Genomic DNA, 15,733 nt, shown 5'->3' with positions numbered 1-15,733 from the left:
GCTGTTCAAAAGTGAGCCGCCGTCAGGGCGGAACCCCAAGTAGCCGTTACCGCAGCAACGGATATGTACCCAGACCAAGTCAGTTTGCAGGGCTCACAACCACCGAGGCGTAGTAAAAAACGAAGCCATCTCCGACCGCGCCAACGCCGAACCAAAGTAAGGCCCCTGCACATGGTCACACGCCACGCTACGCAACTGGCGAAATTGCCGGGCGTTCTCGATGCCCTCGGCCGTCACCATCAACCCAACGCTGCGGCTCAGGCGGATCATCGCCAGGACGCCCTCCCGATCGTGCTCCAGACCCAACTGCGTGAGGATATTGCGATCGAAACGGATACCATCGAACGGCTGGTTCAACACCTCGCGCAACGAGGCGATATTGGTGCCGAACTTATCGATGTTGATCCGCACACCCACGTCCTTGAGTGCATGGAGCGTACTGGCGACCGTCCGGTGGTCGGCCAGTAAAACGCCCTCAGCCACTTCCAATGTCAGGCGATGGGGGGCCAGGCCGCTCGCGTCGAGGGCTGTTTGCACCTGATTGAGCAAGAAGTTGCTGCTGAACCACCTGGGCGAAACCGCGATGGACACGCTGACAGCGGCCGGCCAGGTCACCGCCTCTTCACAGACGTTGATCAACATCCACGTGCCCAGTTCTTCCAACTGGCCCGACGTTTCGGCAATCGGAATGAAATCGGCGCCGCCCAGTTCGCCTTTCTCCGGGTGATGCCAGAACGTCTGCGCTTCAAACCCGTGCAATTGTTCGGCGTTCATGTCGAAGCGGGGCAGGTAGCGCAGTTCCAGTTGGTCCTGGTGCATCGCATCGCGCAGTTGCTGTTCATAGCGGCGCCGGTCGCGAGCCACGTTACCCATGGCTTCTTCGTACACGCGCCAGGTGTTGCGGCCCGCCGCCTTCGCGGCGTACAAGGCGATGTCAGCGTGACGCAGCAATTCATGGGCACGCTCGTCGCCGGGCTGCGCCCAGGCCACGCCGATGCTGACACCCAGGTACAGGGTGTTGCCGTCCAGGTGCATCGGCCGCTGCATGCAGTCGATCAGGCGTTCGCACAACTGGTCAAGATCGTTCGCGTCGCCCGGCTCAGGCATGACGATGACAAATTCATCACCCCCCAGACGCGCCACCAGATCGGTACTGCGTACGTTTTGCTGAAGGATATGGGCGACTTCCTTCAAGACTTTGTCGCCCACGGCGTGACCCAGGGAATCGTTGACCGGCTTGAACCGGTCCATGTCCAGGTTCAGCACGGCCAGCGGTGCGGCGTCGGTCCGGCCCAGGTGTTCGCTGAGGCAATCGAACAGCCGATTGCGGTTGGCGAGCCCGGTCAGCGGATCGTGGAGCGACAGGTGTTTGATCTGCGCCAGCGCCCGCAGCTCTTCGGTGATGTCGGTGGCGGTGCCGCGAAAGCCCAGGGTGCCGGCTTCGATGGCCCGCACCGAGAGCTTGCAGGTGCGCGTGCGCATATTGCGCGCGGTGTACTCGCACAGCAACGCGGCCGACTCGGCGCTGTTGGCACCGCCCAGCAGCCATTGGGCGATGGAAATCGATCCCTCATGGGGGTGAAGCAACCGGTGCAGGGGTTTGCCCAGCCACTCCGCGGGGTTGAACCCGGTCACCTGTTCAAAACGTTCCGACAAGTAGGTGAGGGTCCCGACCGAGTTGACCTCCCATAACCAGTCGGACGACACCTCGGCAATGTCCCGGAAACGTTCTTCGCTGCGCTCCAGCGCCTTGCGGTGGGCCAGCAGGCTGGCGTACTGGCGTTCCTGGGCGCGCAGCATGACCAGGGCATGACGCAACACCGCCAGCGCCAGAACCGCCAAAACCAGCAGTGCCACCGCCAGCAACGGCAGCAGGACCTTGCGCAAATCATTGCCCGGGGTCAGCGGCCGCCATGCCAGCGCCTCCTGGGTCAGGTCGTTGAGCAGGAACTGGGCGGTGTCGGGCGGGCCGGGTGTCCTGGCGATATGGGCATCGGGCAGGACGAAGTCCCGCCCCAGGTTTTGCAGCGACTGCTCATCGAGCACCTTCACGAACAGCAGCAGGCTCGGCGGGCCGGGGATCTCCCGCACACTGTTGTCCGTGCCCGTCGTGATGGCGGACGTGGCGACGAACGCGGGCGCGCCGTCGTGATGCAACATTTCGACGATGACTTCATCGCGATTCTTCGCCGCGCTGGCTTTTTTTTCAATTGCCCGCAGGTTGCCGGTCAGCCAGGTGTCGGCAGAGAGGTCACTCATCTGGCCATCAATCAGCGAGTAGACGGTCTTGCCGGTCGGGGAAATGACAAACACCGCCTGGTAGCCGTAGAGCGAATAGACGCTGCTGCCGACGTTTTCCTGGTCGTAGGCCCACGCCTTGTCCACCTTGATGTGCAGGTGGCGGTAGGCGTCGCTCCATTTGGAGTAGTCGCTCAGATCCCGGCCGATACCGGTGCGGATACCCTCGATGGCGCGTTGGGCGAAAAACAGGCTCTGGTCACGGGCGCGCCGGTCCTGGGTGGCGGTGATATTGAGCAGCATGGCGATGGCCAGGGCGGACATGAAAAACAGCACCAGCATGATGGCCGGGAAGGTGCGGCGCGTGAAGCTTCGGCTTGGCGAGCCCGGGGAAAGGACAGGTGAGTCGTTGCCAGCATCTTCAGTCATAAACAAGCCATCAGCTAAACGCGAAATATCCCGCACGTCTCTGTATCGGCTGTCGGGTCAATTAACTTAATGGTCCCGACGGCCGACACGGCGCGCGCGTGTCGGCTGTCGGGGTTGCAGCGAAGGGGCCAGCAGACGTGCCTTCAGTCCTTGTCCCTGGAATGGCCCGGCAGCAGGCCGCTCAGCACCTGCTTGGCGGCCGCGACCACGATGCCGCGTTCGTTCGGGTCGCCCTGGAGCAGGGTCGAGGCAAATTTCTTCGCCTGTTCCAGTTTGATATGGGGCGGCAGCGGTGGTACGTCGGGGTCGGTGCGAAATTCGATCAGCACCGGGCGGTCCGCCGCCAGCGCTTGTTCCCAGGCCGTCGCCACATCGTCCTCATGCAGCACCAGGATGCCCTTCAGGCCAATGGATTCGGCGAACAGGTGGTAGGGCACGTCGGGAATGTCCTGGGACGCCTCGAATTTCGGATCACCCTCCATCACCCGTTGCTCCCAGGTCACCTGGTTCAGGTCGCGGTTGTTGAACACTGCGCAGATCCAGGTACCGTTGGCCCAGGTGCGCCAGTACTTGGCGACAGTGATCAGTTCGGCCATGTTGTTCATCTGCATGGCGCCATCGCCTACCAGGGCGACCACCGGCCGGTCCGGGTGGCAGAATTTCGCCGCAATGGCATAAGGAACGGCAGCGCCCATGGACGCCAGGCCGCCGGACAGCGAGCACATCATGCCGCGCCGGATCTGGATATCCCGGGCGAACCAGTTGGCACAGGACCCGGAATCGCAGGTGATGATGGCGCGGTCCGGCAGCCGTGGCGACAGTTCGTACGTCACGCGCTGCGGGTTGATCGGTTTGGCTGAGACCAGGGCGCGCTTCTCCAGGGTCTTGTCCCAGCGCTCGCGCCAGTGCTCGACCTTCTTGCGCCAGGCGCGATCGGTTTTTTCTTCGAGCAACGGTAGCAGGGCGCGCAGGGTGTCGGCGCTGTCGCCGTGCAAGCTGACTTCCATGGGGTAGCGCAGGCTGAGCATGTCCGGCTGGATGTCGATCTGCACGCCCCGGGCCTGGCCTTCGGGCGGCAGGAATTCGGCGTAGGGGAAGCCGGAGCCGATCATCAGCAGCGTGTCACAGCCGGCCATCAGGTTGTCGCTGGGTTCGGTGCCGAGCAGGCCGATGGAACCGGTAACCCAAGGCAGGTCGTCCGGCACGGCGGCCTTGCCGAGCAAGGCCTTGGCCACCCCGGCGCCGAGCCTGTCGGCGATGGCGATCACTTCGTCGGTGGCCTGCAGTGCACCGGCCCCCACCAGGATCGCGACCTTCTTGCCGGCATTGAGGACGTCGGCGGCCCGGCGCAGGTCCTCTTCGTAGGGCACGACCTTGGGTTTGCGGTAGCCGACGCCGGAATGCACCGTGCCGTGCTTGCGCGGTGGCTCGGTGTATTCCATCTCCTGGAGGTCGTTCGGCAGGATCAGCGCCGTGACCCGGCGTTCGCCCACCGCCGTGCGAACGGCCCGGTCAAGCAGATGGCGCACCTGAGAAGGCGCGCTGGCCTGCTGCACAAACGCCCCGGCGACGTCCTTGAACAGGCTGACCAGGTCCAGTTCCTGCTGATAGTGCCCGCCCAGGGCCGTGCTGGCCTGCTGGCCGCTGATGGCGAGCACCGGCATGTGGTCCATCCGGGCGTCGTAGAGGCCGGTGATCAGGTGCGAAGCACCCGGCCCCGAGGTGGCGATGCAGACCCCCAGTTCCCCCGTGAACTTGGCATGGGCACAGGCCATGAAAGCGGCCATTTCTTCATGGCGGGCCTGGATGAAGCGGATTTTCCCCTTGGCGCGGTTCAGGGCGCCAAAGACACCGTTGATGCCATCGCCAGGATAGCCATAGATACGCCGAACCCCCCATTCATAAAGGCGTTCCACCAGAAAATCACCGACGGTCATGCTCATGTCTGTCCCTCGTTTTCAGGCTGCGGCAGGTGCGCAGCGTTGACGGTCATACAGGACTGGACCGGCGCAGGCCGTTCAAGGTTTCGATTTTTTCCAGGGGCAGCGCGAAACCCCCTGTGGGAGCGGGGTTGATTTGTTAAGAGGGTGTCATGCCCAGTCGCAACTCGGCACACAACCCGCCGCCGTCGCGATTGCTCAGGGTCAGTGAGCCGCCCATGGCAATGGCCAGTTGCTGGGCGATGGCGAGGCCCAGCCCCGTGCCGCCGGTTTCCCGGTTACGCGAGCTTTCCACTCGGTAGAAGGGCTTGAGCACTTCGGCCAGTTCGTGTTCATCGATGCCGGGGCCGCGGTCCAGGACCTGGATCGACAGCTGTCCGTGATCAGCGGTTTGCACCTGGAGCTGGGCCGCGCCGCCGAACTTCAGGGCGTTGTCCACCAGGTTGACCAGCACCCGGCGCAAGGCATGGGGGCGGGTGTCGATGACGGCGGCGTTTTTTCCGGTCAAGTGCACGTCGTTGCCGGTGTCCTGGTAGTCGAACACCAGGCTGTCGAGAAACGCATCGAGGTTGATGCGACAGCTGGCCTCGGTGGCGCCGTGGATGCTGCGGGCGTAGGCCACGCCTTCGCGCACCAGGTGTTCCATTTCGCTCAAGTCACTCCAGAGTTTGTCCTTTTCAATGCCGTCGTCCATGAACTCGGCCCGCAACTTCATGCGCGTGATGGGCGTCTGCAAATCATGGGAAATCGCCGCCAGCAGTTGCATGCGTTCCTTGAGGTAGGCGGCGATGCGGTCCTGCATGGCGTTGAAGGCCTTGGCGGCGTGCACCACTTCGGTCGGGCCCTTTTCGTCCAGGCGCACACCGTGGGCGTTCGGATCCAGGCTTTCCACCGCCTGGGCCAGCCGGGTGAGCGGACCCACGGCAATGCGCACGGCCAGCCAGGTGCAGCCGATCAGCAGGGCCAGTTGCCCGAGCAACACCACCGGCAGCCAGGGCGACAGCGGCATCATCGCCGGGCGTACGTCGATGGTCAGCGGGCTGCCGTCGCCCAGGCGCAAGTGCGCCTGATAGTGCTTCTGCGGCCCGGGAAGGTTGGTGAAGGTCAGGGCATAGGCCTGGCCGATGGCCTGCTGGATGGAACTCACCGAGATCGGCGTGTCGCCCTGGTCCATCGGTTGGCCAGGCTGGCCTTGCTCCAGTCGGTAGGCATAGTTGCGCCGGGCAAGTGTTGGCAGCCAGGCAGCGCGTTCGGCGGCGGGCAGGCGGTCGAGAATGGCGACGGAGGTGGCGACATCGGTTTCCAGGTTGTCGAGCATGGTGGACTTGGCGGTCTGGTAGCGCTCGTAGTACTGGGCTCCGAAGGACAGGCCCTGGGCCAGGACCAGGCCGATCAGGAAAATCAGCGACAGCCTCGACGCGAGGGTGCGTGGCCAACGCAGCGGCATATTCATACCGACGCCTCCAGGATCTCCACCGGCAACGAGAAAACATAGCCTTCGCTGCGCACGGTCTTGATGTAGGCCGGTTCCCGGGCGTCATCCAGCAGGCGCTGGCGCAGGCGGCTGACCAGCAGGTCGATGGAACGGTCGAACAGGTCGGCGTCCCGGCCCTGGGTCAGGTTGAGCAACTGGTCGCGGTTCAGGACTCGCTGCGGATGGTCGAGAAACACCCGCAACAAGCGATACTCGGCGCCGCTCAGGGCCACCAGGGTGCCGTCGCTGTCGAGCAAGTGGCGGGCGGTGGTGTCCAGGCGCCAGCGGCCAAATGCCAACAGGCGGCCGCTTTCGGTGACCACCAGGTTGGGCGGCAGCATGCGGGTGCGCCGCAGCACGGCGTTGATGCGTGCCAGCAGCTCACGGGCGGCGAAAGGCTTGACCAGGTAATCGTCGGCGCCCATTTCCAGGCCGATGATGCGGTCGGTTTCGTCGCTGCGGGCGGTGAGCATCAGCACGGGCGTGGCCTTGTGTTTGCCAGCGCGCAATTCCCGACACAGCACCAGGCCGTCGTCACCCGGCATCATGATGTCGAGCACGATCAGGTCCACCGGGGTGGTTTCCAGGAACGCCCGCATCTGCCGGCCGTCGGCGACGACGGTGGTGCGCAGGCCGTTCTTTTTCAGGTAGTTGCCCACCAGCTCCCTGATCTCGCGATCATCATCCACTATCAACACGTGATCGACATGATCCATGGTGTCCAGTCCCCTTGGCGTTTCGGTGTGCTCAGTCTACAGGCGCCAGCCGGCCCGGCCCGCGGCGGTTTGTATTGCAGTGTATCTGGCGCGTGGCGGATACACAGGGATGCAAAAAGCCCGTTGGCCCGATACAGACGCGACACCTCAGCGGCATTCAATGGCGTTCATCGAGGCCACCCCACCGGCCAAGACAGAAACATCCATTGAATGAATCGAGGGTACCGCCATGAACACCAGAGCCATCTACGCCGCTTGCCTCTTCGCCGCACTGAACCTCTGCTCCCTGTCGGCGCGGGCCGAAAGCAACGTCCAGGCGCACACCTACACCTACGGCACCCACCTGGACATCCAGAAGGTGCTGTCCCTTTCCGAAGACGCCGCGCCGGCCTGCGGCGTGGTCAACGCCCACATGACCTACCTGGACTCCGCAGGCCACCATCAGGCGCTGGACTATCGCAAGTTGGCTGACAACTGCAATGACGGTAACTGAGCCCATGAGCGCGCGGCCTGTGGGAGCAAAGCCTGCTCGCGAAACAGGCGCCGCGGTCCAGCAGTGACTGCTCCATCGCTCATCGCGAGCAAGCTTTGCTCCCACAGGGCGGCAGCTCCTGCCTGCGTTGCTGTTGATTCTTTATTGAGGTGATGCCATGTTTCTGATCGCTTTTCTCGGCGGGGTCCTGACGATCCTCAGCCCTTGTATTCTCCCGGTGGTACCGTTTCTGTTCGCCCGGGCCAATCGGGCGCCGGGCTCGATGCTGCTGACCCTCGGCGGCATGGTGTTGACGTTCGCCTTGGTGTCGAGCCTGGCGGTGGTCAGCAGCGAGTGGGTGCTGCGCGCCAGCAGCGTCGGCCGGCAAGTCGCCCTGGGGGTGATGGTGCTGTTCGCCCTGTCGCTGATCTTCAGTCGGGTCGGCTCCTGGCTGGCGCGGCCCCTGGTCAGCCTGGGCAATCGGGTGGATGCCGGTGCAGGACACACCGGCGGGCCGCTGGCATCGGTGCTGATCGGCGTCGCCACCGGGTTGCTCTGGGCACCGTGTGCCGGACCGATCCTGGGCGTGATCCTGACCGGGGCCATGCTGCAAGGCGCCAGCGCCGGAACCAGCCTGTTGCTGCTTGCCTACGGCCTGGGCAGCGCCTTGTCGCTGGGTACCTTGATCTTCGCCGGACGGGGCCTGGTGGCTCGCCTGAAACTGTCGTTGCCGGTAACGGCCTGGCTGCGCCGCGGCACTGGCGTGGTGGTGTTGCTGGCTGCCGTGGCAATCGGCACCGGCGCTGATGATCGGTTATTGGCGGGCACCTCGTCCCAAGGGGCGGCGAGCCTGGAGCACAGCCTGCTGGACCAGGTGCCCAAGGCGATCGATTACCTGGTCAGCAAGGCCAGCGCCAACCCCATGCCGGACCTCGAAGCCAAGGGCGCCATGCCGTCGCTGGACGGCGCGGTGCAATGGCTGAACTCGCCAGCGCTGAGTGCCGAGTCCCTGCGTGGCAAGGTCGTGCTGGTGGATTTCTGGACCTACGACTGCATCAACTGCCAGCACACGTTGCCCTATGTGAACGGCTGGGCGAAAAAATACGAGAAGGATGGGCTGGTGGTGATCGGCGTCCATACGCCGGAATACGGCTACGAGAAGCTCATCGACAACGTGCGTGAGCAGGTGCGCAAGCTGGACATCCGTTACCCGGTGGCCATCGACAACCGCTATGCGATCTGGCGCGCCTTCGACAACCAGTACTGGCCTGCCCATTACTTCATCGATGCCAAGGGGCAGGTGCGTTACAGCCACTTCGGCGAAGGGCGCTATGGGGAACAGGAGCAGGTGATCCAGCAGTTGTTGCAAGAAGCCAAGGCCGGCCAGTAACCCTCCTGTGGCAAGGGGGGTGCTGGCCCCTTGCTTATGGAAACGTCGTCAAACTTCTTTTATTTCAGAATGTTGAGCGACAAATCTATGCGCGTTTCTATGTGGGTGGTAACGACGCTTCTCCTGGCCGCCGTCTCGCTTGAGGTCCAGGCCAGGGCGCTGACGCAGAACCAGCAGTCGGTGTGCCGCTGGGGTTCGGACATTGCGGCGGGGGCCCAGGCCTCGAAGCTGTCCGGGATCAGCCTCTACGGCGCTCGCAAGAAACTGCAAGTGCGCAAGTTTTCCCGGCCCTGGATGCGCATGACCGCCCTGGGCATTACCGAGCAGACCTACAACAGCGCCTCGCGCCTCAAGCCTGCTGCGGTCAAGCAGACCTATTACGAGCAGTGCGTGCGCCACGAGCTTGCGCAGAAGTGACTGCGCTGCAGGCCGGTTCAGTCAGGCCGATAGTCCCGCCAGACGCGTCTTTCGTCGAGTTGCAGCCGTTGCTCTTCTTCCTGGCGAAACACGCGGTCGCAGTCGAGGAAAAATTCGTCGAGTTGGGGCGGTGCGATGGCGGTGCCACTGAGCATCGCGTGCACCTGCCCGCGGTGATGGATCTGATGCTCGAACAGGTGGAGCAGCAACCGGTCGATCCGTTCGAGCACCACGCCGTCGACCCGCACCAGATCGACGCGGCGGGCCAGGTCTTTTTCTCGCAGCGCCTCGCAGAAAGTGACCAGTCGCTGGTCGGTTTGGGTCTGACGCTGCATCAGCGCGGCAAAGGCCAGGGGCTCGGAAAAGTCCCTGGACTGTCCGTCAAGATCGCCTTCCAGTGCGGTGAGGTAGTAACAGTCCACCTCCAGGATATGGCAAAGCGTGCCCTGTATGGAAGGGAAGAAGCCGGTGCGCGGCGCCAGGTACTCGGCCTCGCTCAACGGCGCGCAGGCGCCGAGCAACCGGTGGTTGGCCCATTGGTTGTTCAAGGCCTGGGCCAGGAAATAGTTCATTGCACCTCTCTCCGATCTCGCTTCAAAAACTGTGGGAGCGGGCTTGCTCGCGAAGACGGCGGCACATCCAGCATAGTCGTCTCAGGCAGACCGCTTTCGCGAGCAAGCCCGCTCCCACAGGGTTTTCGGTGCGCTTGGCTTAGAGACCCACATCCGGTAGCGCCGGGCGATTGGCCAGGGCCTTGGCCATGATTTCCTCTACATAGCGACGGTCTACTTCTGGCAGGGCCAGGCGCGGTGGGCGGGTGAGGGCGCTGCCGCGGCCGGCGATGGCTTCGCAGAGCTTGATGCACTGCACCAGGTCGGCGCGGGCGTCCAAGTGCAGGATCGGCATCAGCCATTCGTAGATCGGCATCGCTTCGGCAAAACGTCCGGCGCGGGCCAGGCGGAAGATGGTTTCGCCTTCCTTCGGGAATACGTTGGACATGCCGGAAACCCAGCCTTCGGCGCCCACGGCGAGGCTTTCCAGCACGACGTCGTCGAGACCGGCGAACAGCACGAAGCGGTCGCCGACTTCGTTGCGCACGTCGATGAAGCGCCGGGTGTCGCCGGAGGAATCCTTGAAGCACACCACGTTGTCGCAGTCGGCCAGGGAAATCAGGATGTCCGGGGTCACGTCGTTCTTGTAGATCGGCGGGTTGTTGTAGACCATCAACGGCACGTCGGCATGCCGCGCCACGTAGCGGAAATGCTCGGCGGTCTCGAATGGCTTGGAGCCGTAGACCAGCGCCGGCATCAGCATCACGCCATCGACGCCGACCTTGCGCACGGCATTGGCAACCTTCGCCGCTTGCTGGCTGGTGAACTCGGCCACGCCGCAGATCACCGGCACCCGGCCACGGGAGGCGTCCACCGCGACTTCGGTCACGGCAATTTTTTCTTCAGCGCTCAACGAGGTGTTTTCCCCCACCGAACCGCAGACCACCAGGCCCGAGACGCCGTCACGGATCACGTTGGAAATCACCTGGTGGGTTTTTTCCAGGTTGATGGAAAAGTCATCGTTGAATTGGGTGGTGACGGCAGGAAAGACGCCGCTCCAGTTGATGCGTTTGCTCATGGAATGTCTCCAGTGGGTGATGGTGTTGTGGCGAGGAGCCGTGTGAATTCAAGAGTCATGCACCGGGCCACGTATCTGAAAGCCGATAGCCCTGCGGCCATGGGTCGGCGGGGTCCAGCAGCAGTTGATGGGTGCCGGTGATCCAGGCCCGCCCGGCGATGCATGGGTAGATCGCCGGGCGGCCGTCCACGTCGGTCAGCGAGTCGATGCGGCAATGGAATTCGGAGCCGATGATCGAGCGGCCGATAAAGCGTTCGCCGACCCGCATCAGGCCCTTGGCCTGCAGCACCGCCATGCGCGCCGAGCAGCCGGTGCCAGTGGGCGAGCGGTCGATCTTGCCGGGCTGGATCACCACGGCGTTGGCGCCGGTGGCGACGCCGTCCTCCATGACCAGCGGCGCGGCGATCTGGCAGAACGAGATGTGCGACCAGTCGGGGTTCAGCGGGTGCACGAAACCCAGCTGTTCATTGGCCGCGCGGGTGATTTTAAGGCCCGCGGCCACCAGCTCGGCGGCTTCATCGGGGCGGATGGCGAAGCCCAGGCGCTGGGCGTCGACGATGACAAAACTGTCGCCACCGTAGGCGGTGTCCACCTGCAGCGAGCCGAGGCCCTCGACCTCGATCCAGGCGTCGAGGCGGTCGGCGAAGGAGGGCACATTCTTGATCTCCACCCGTTGCACCTTGCCGTCGCGGCAGTCGGCCACGGCTTCGATCAGGCCGCCGGGGGCTTCGAGCACCAGCCGGGTCTGCGGTTCGGTCATCGGCAGGATGCCGCTGTCCAGCAGCACGGTGGCCACGCACAGCGAGTTGGAGCCGGACATCGGCGGAGTGTCGGCCGGTTCCATGATGATCCAGGCCATCTGCGCCCGTGGATCCTTGGCCGGCACCAGCAGGTTGACGTGGCGGAACACGCCGCCTCGCGGCTCGTTGAGGACGAAGTTGCGCAGGACCTGGTCCTGGGCGATCCAGCGCGATTGTTCCCACACCGTGGCCCCGGGCGGTGGCGCGACGCCGCCGACGATCACGTCACCGACTTCGCCTTCGGCGTGGCAGCTGACCACGTGAATGATTTTTGATGAGCGCATGGGCTGTTCCTTGTGTTGTCTGTTCGGGCCTCATCGCGAGCAGGCTCGCTCCCACATGGGATTTGTGTGCGGCACCGTCCCCTGTGGGAGCGAGCCTGCTCGCGATAGGGCTATCAGTTATTTCACCGACTTGAGAAACGCCGCCGTCTCCGGCTGCCTCGGGTTGCCGATCACCTGGTCCGGCGGCCCGATTTCATGCACGCGGCCATTGCAGAAGAACGCCACGCGGTCGGACACGTCTCGGGCGAAGCGGATCTCGTGGGTCACCAGCACCATGGTCATGCCGTCTTCGGCGAGCATGCGCATGGTGTCGAGCACTTCGCCCACCAATTGCGGGTCGAGGGCCGAGGTGGCCTCGTCGAACAGCATGTAATCGGGCGACATCGCCAAGGCCCGGGCGATTGCCATGCGTTGTTGCTGGCCACCGGAGAGCTTGCCGGGGAAGGCCTTGAGCTTGTCCCCCAGGCCGACATGCTCCAGCTGTTTCACCGCCAGGGCTTCGGCGTCCTGCCGGCTTTTGCCGAGCACCTTGCGCGGCGCCAGCATCACGTTTTCCAGCACGGTCAGGTGCGGGAAGGCGTTCCACTGCTGGAAGACAATGCCGATCTTCTGCCGCAGGCGATTGAGGTCGGTGCCGTGGCCATGGACCTCGACGCCGTCCACGCGGATGCTGCCTTGCTGGATCGGTTCCAGGCCGTTGATGCACATCAGCAGGGTCGACTTGCCGGAGCCCGATCCGCCGATGATCGACACCACTTCACCCTTGTCCACGGTGAGGCTCACGCCTTTGACCACTTCCAAAGCGCCGAAGGATTTGTGCACGTTTTCGATCTCAATCATTTTCCTGCCACCTTCTTTCCAGACGTGCGCCAAGGCGGGCGACCACCAGGCTCATGACGTAGTAAATGAGGCCCGCGATGCACAGCACCAGCAGGGGTTCCTGAATGCGCGTGACGATGGTTTGCGAGGCCCGCAGCAGTTCGACGATGCCGATCCACATCACCAGGGCGGTGTCCTTCATCACCCCGAGCACCAGGTTCAGCCAGCCGGGGAACGCCACGCGCGTGGCAATCGGCAGGACAATGAAACGCAAGTCCTGCAGGTAACTCAGGCCCAGGGAGCGGCTGGCCCGTCGCGTGCTCAGCGGCACCGCCAGCACACCACCGCGAACAATCTCGGTGAAGTAGGCGGCGGCGTAGACCCCCAGCACGATGCAACCGACGGCGAACGCGCTGAGGTTCAGGCCGACAATGCTTTTCAGTGAGTTGAACAGCACGAACTGGATCAGCAACGGCACGCTGCGAAACACATCCAGCACCCAGGCCAACGGCAGGCTGGCGCGGGGCAACAGCGCCCGCAGCAGGCCGAACAGCAAGCCGGCGAACGTGCCCAGCAGGATCGACCAGGCAGTCAACTGCAGCGTGACCCAGGCGCCGTCGAGCAGGAACAGCAGGTCATTGACGGTGAAGCTGGTGGCAAACATGACGAGCCCTCAGTAACGGAATGCTCAATAACGGAACAGCCGCCAGGACAACAGCCGGGCGAGCCCGACGATCAGCTTGGCGATCAGGTAATACAGCGCTGCCGCGAGGGCGAAGTATTCGAAGGTGCGGAACGTCTTGACGTTGTATTCCTGGGTGACGCCGGTGAGGTCATTGTTCAGGCCGACGACCACGCCCAGGGAGGTCATCAACACGGCCCAGACCATCTGGTTGGTCAGCGGGTAGAACACGATGCGCAACAGTTGCGGGACGATGATCATCCGGTAGGCCTGGAAGGCACTCATCCCCAGGGAACGGGCTGCACGCATCTGCGTACCCGGTACGGCCTTGAGGCCGCCGCGAAAGTTTTCCGCCAGGTAGCCGGCGTTGTTGAACGTGATCCCGGCCAGTAACGCCAGCCAGGAGCTGACGTGCAGCCCGAGGGAGCCAAGGCCGAAGTAGAGGATGTAGATCTGGAACAGCGAGGGCGTGTTGCGGGCGATGGACACCCAACCGTTGCCGACGCCCCGCAGCAGCGGGTGACGCGCCTGGCGCATCACGGTCAATACCAGGGCGATCAGCACGCCGAAGATCATCGACAGCGCCGCGGTCTCGAACGTGACCCAGGCCCCGGCGAGCATGTCGGGCAAGGCGCGCAAGGCCGGGCGCCACTGGAAGCTGTAGTCAAACATCGGTGCGGTTCTCCGTGCGGGCGATCGATTGCAGCCACTGCGGCGGCTGACCGCTGGCAAGCGCCGTGCACGCGGCTTCGACGCATTCGGCGAGCGCGGCAAAATGCACGCCCCGACCCACCAGGCCCGGCGCGTAGTGGGCGTACTTGCCGGAGTTGGTCATGAGGGTGGTGGCGTGGGACGGGATCACGGGTTCGCCGACCATGCACCAGCAGGTGTCGGTCACCAGCACCGCGCCAAAGGCCTCGATGGCGTTCAGGTGTCCGGCTTGACGTGCCTGCTCCAGCACCGTGCGGCCGCAGGTGATCGCCAGCACCACGTGCGGATGCTTGATCCGGTCGGCGCACAGGGCGGCCAGGGCGGCAAATTCGCTGAGGGAAAAATGCGGGTTGCCCAGGGAGACCACATCGACCCGGTTGTCCCGTGCGCTGTTGAGTTCGCGCCAGCTGGCAAGCAGGCCCGGCGCGTCGACCCTTTCAACCGGCAGTTGCGCATGTGCCTCCAGCACATTGGCTGGGTCGAGGGCTTCCGGCGTCACCCCGGCAATGTGGAACAACGGCGCGGCGCTGGTGGTGGCGAACGCCGCGCCGAAGGCTTTCAGGTCGTCCAGGGTGGGCGCGGCGTGTTCCAGGCCGCGTATCAGCGGGATGCGCCGGCCGGTCAGGCCGCCAACGTGGTAACCCAGCAGCGGGTAGAAACTGTCATCCACAGTGTCCAGATCCGGCACGTCGATGATCAGCCCGGCCTTGCGTTGATCATCGAGATGGCAGCCGGTCAACGGCGCGCGCCCGCACAGGGTAATGCAGATGTCCAGGAAGTCCGGGTATTTCTGCGTCCGTGCCCCCAGCACGCTATTGGCATAGACCACCGCATTGGATTCGGCCCAGACGATTTGCTCGCCGGCCTTGGGCGCGGTGTCCAGCAGGTAGGGCGCGCAGGTGAAGCTCAGCAGCGCGCCCATCGCCATGTACGCATCGCCCAGGGCGCTGGCCGGCTCGCCGAAGGCTGGATCGACGCCCAGTTCCCGCCAGCGGCGCTGGTCCACGGAAATCGAATTGAGGGTGGTCGGCACCCGCACCTTGGCGCCCCATTGCACCAGTTGTTCGGCAAAGCGCAGGCTGGCCGGGCCGGTGTAGATGCAGCCGTCGATGTGCGCCTGGGTCACATCCAGCAACTGCGTGGCGCCCTGGATTTCAGCCATGCGCAACACGATCCGCATCGCCACCTGGGCGGCCTTGCCATAACTGCCGTCAAGCAGTGCCCGATCCTGTTCGGTGAGCTGGAGAGACGACGCCGCGGGCGGTTGCAGCGCAACGTCCGCTGCGTGCCAGTGATCGTTCGGACGTCGACCGGACAACGTCAGGCTGTCGCCTTCAATACGCACGAAACCCTGGCCGCGCAAGCGGTTGAAGGCCTCTTGTCCCACGCACACCACCGGCAGGGAGCGCTGGAAAATCACCTGGGCCACCAGCACCCCCAGCGTGAGGATTTCATCCGCGTCGGCCAGCACCAGCGCCGCGGGTGCATGGCCGTTGCTGATCAACTCCATCAACACGCTGCTGCCGGTGCAGGAGCCGCGCCCGCTGGGAATCGCCAGCACGCGTCCAGCCAGGCGCTCGCCGCTCAGCGGATGGTGGCGGTCGATCACTTCGCCGCTGGCCGGGTTGACCCCGCCCCAGAAACTCAGGCCGACATCGGCGAACAACAGGGCGCCCTGGGCGGCACCCTCCACCAGGCTGCGGCCTTTTACACGAACCGGCGTGCTTGGCAT

14 protein-coding genes are annotated in these 15,733 nt (G+C 64.3%); 3 read left to right on the top strand and 11 right to left on the bottom strand.

The window, feature by feature from the left end; translation table 11 throughout:
* Positions 1–93 precede the first annotated feature (93 nt).
* The 4 genes from J7E36_RS20905 to J7E36_RS20890 all read right to left on the bottom strand — a co-directional run bounded on the left by J7E36_RS20905 (position 94) and on the right by J7E36_RS20890 (position 6,797).
* Positions 94–2,667: a bifunctional diguanylate cyclase/phosphodiesterase gene (locus J7E36_RS20905; protein ID WP_215007239.1), complete on the bottom strand. Its 2,574-nt coding sequence runs from the start codon at positions 2,665–2,667 to the stop codon at positions 94–96.
* A gap of 143 nt (positions 2,668–2,810) precedes the next feature.
* The gene (locus J7E36_RS20900; RefSeq protein WP_215007236.1) at positions 2,811–4,610 is read right to left on the bottom strand and encodes a thiamine pyrophosphate-requiring protein; all 1,800 of its coding nucleotides are present in this window, start codon (positions 4,608–4,610) and stop codon (positions 2,811–2,813) included.
* A gap of 136 nt (positions 4,611–4,746) precedes the next feature.
* The gene (locus J7E36_RS20895; protein ID WP_215007232.1) at positions 4,747–6,060 is read right to left on the bottom strand and encodes an ATP-binding protein; all 1,314 of its coding nucleotides are present in this window, start codon (positions 6,058–6,060) and stop codon (positions 4,747–4,749) included.
* Positions 6,057–6,797 carry a response regulator gene (locus J7E36_RS20890; RefSeq protein WP_215007229.1) on the bottom strand — a complete coding sequence of 247 codons (741 nt, stop codon included), beginning with the start codon at positions 6,795–6,797 and terminating at the stop codon, positions 6,057–6,059. The genes J7E36_RS20895 and J7E36_RS20890 overlap by 4 nt, the downstream gene beginning before the upstream one ends.
* Before the next feature lie 229 nt (positions 6,798–7,026).
* On the opposite strand from J7E36_RS20890, the gene J7E36_RS20885 reads away from it, so the two are divergent.
* From J7E36_RS20885 to J7E36_RS20875, 3 genes are all read left to right on the top strand, one after another.
* A complete protein-coding gene (locus tag J7E36_RS20885; RefSeq protein WP_215007226.1) occupies positions 7,027–7,290 on the top strand; it encodes a DUF2790 domain-containing protein in 264 nt (87 codons plus the stop codon).
* A 157-nt stretch (positions 7,291–7,447) separates the two neighbouring features.
* Complete coding sequence (locus J7E36_RS20880; RefSeq protein WP_215007223.1) at positions 7,448–8,659, top strand: cytochrome c biogenesis protein DipZ; 1,212 nt, start codon at positions 7,448–7,450, stop codon at positions 8,657–8,659.
* Between the two features lie 87 nt (positions 8,660–8,746).
* Positions 8,747–9,076: a hypothetical protein gene (locus J7E36_RS20875; RefSeq protein ID WP_215007220.1), complete on the top strand. Its 330-nt coding sequence runs from the start codon at positions 8,747–8,749 to the stop codon at positions 9,074–9,076.
* Positions 9,077–9,093: 17 nt separating this feature from the next.
* Here J7E36_RS20875 and J7E36_RS20870 read toward each other — a convergent pair whose 3' ends face one another.
* The 7 genes from J7E36_RS20870 to lhpI all read right to left on the bottom strand — a co-directional run bounded on the left by J7E36_RS20870 (position 9,094) and on the right by lhpI (position 15,733).
* Entirely contained in the window at positions 9,094–9,648 is a 555-nt protein-coding gene (locus tag J7E36_RS20870) for a DinB family protein (protein WP_215007218.1), read from the bottom strand.
* Positions 9,649–9,787: 139 nt separating this feature from the next.
* Positions 9,788–10,705 carry a dihydrodipicolinate synthase family protein gene (locus J7E36_RS20865; RefSeq protein WP_215007216.1) on the bottom strand — a complete coding sequence of 306 codons (918 nt, stop codon included), beginning with the start codon at positions 10,703–10,705 and terminating at the stop codon, positions 9,788–9,790.
* A 55-nt stretch (positions 10,706–10,760) separates the two neighbouring features.
* Positions 10,761–11,789, bottom strand: coding sequence for a trans-3-hydroxy-L-proline dehydratase (locus J7E36_RS20860; protein WP_215007213.1), 1,029 nt, complete (start codon positions 11,787–11,789; stop codon positions 10,761–10,763).
* Between the two features lie 117 nt (positions 11,790–11,906).
* Positions 11,907–12,629, bottom strand: coding sequence for an amino acid ABC transporter ATP-binding protein (locus tag J7E36_RS20855; RefSeq protein ID WP_215007210.1), 723 nt, complete (start codon positions 12,627–12,629; stop codon positions 11,907–11,909).
* Positions 12,622–13,272, bottom strand: coding sequence for an amino acid ABC transporter permease (locus J7E36_RS20850; protein ID WP_215007207.1), 651 nt, complete (start codon positions 13,270–13,272; stop codon positions 12,622–12,624). The genes J7E36_RS20855 and J7E36_RS20850 overlap by 8 nt, the downstream gene beginning before the upstream one ends.
* Before the next feature lie 24 nt (positions 13,273–13,296).
* A complete protein-coding gene (locus tag J7E36_RS20845; protein WP_215007205.1) occupies positions 13,297–13,962 on the bottom strand; it encodes an amino acid ABC transporter permease in 666 nt (221 codons plus the stop codon).
* Positions 13,955–15,733 carry a cis-3-hydroxy-L-proline dehydratase gene (gene lhpI, locus J7E36_RS20840; RefSeq protein ID WP_215007202.1) on the bottom strand — a complete coding sequence of 593 codons (1,779 nt, stop codon included), beginning with the start codon at positions 15,731–15,733 and terminating at the stop codon, positions 13,955–13,957. The genes J7E36_RS20845 and lhpI overlap by 8 nt, the downstream gene beginning before the upstream one ends.

This window comes from Pseudomonas fluorescens, from assembly GCF_018614775.1.
GTDB classification, from domain to species: Bacteria; Pseudomonadota; Gammaproteobacteria; order Pseudomonadales; family Pseudomonadaceae; genus Aquipseudomonas; species Aquipseudomonas fluorescens_BY.
This window is presented reverse-complemented; position numbering and strand designations above follow the sequence as displayed.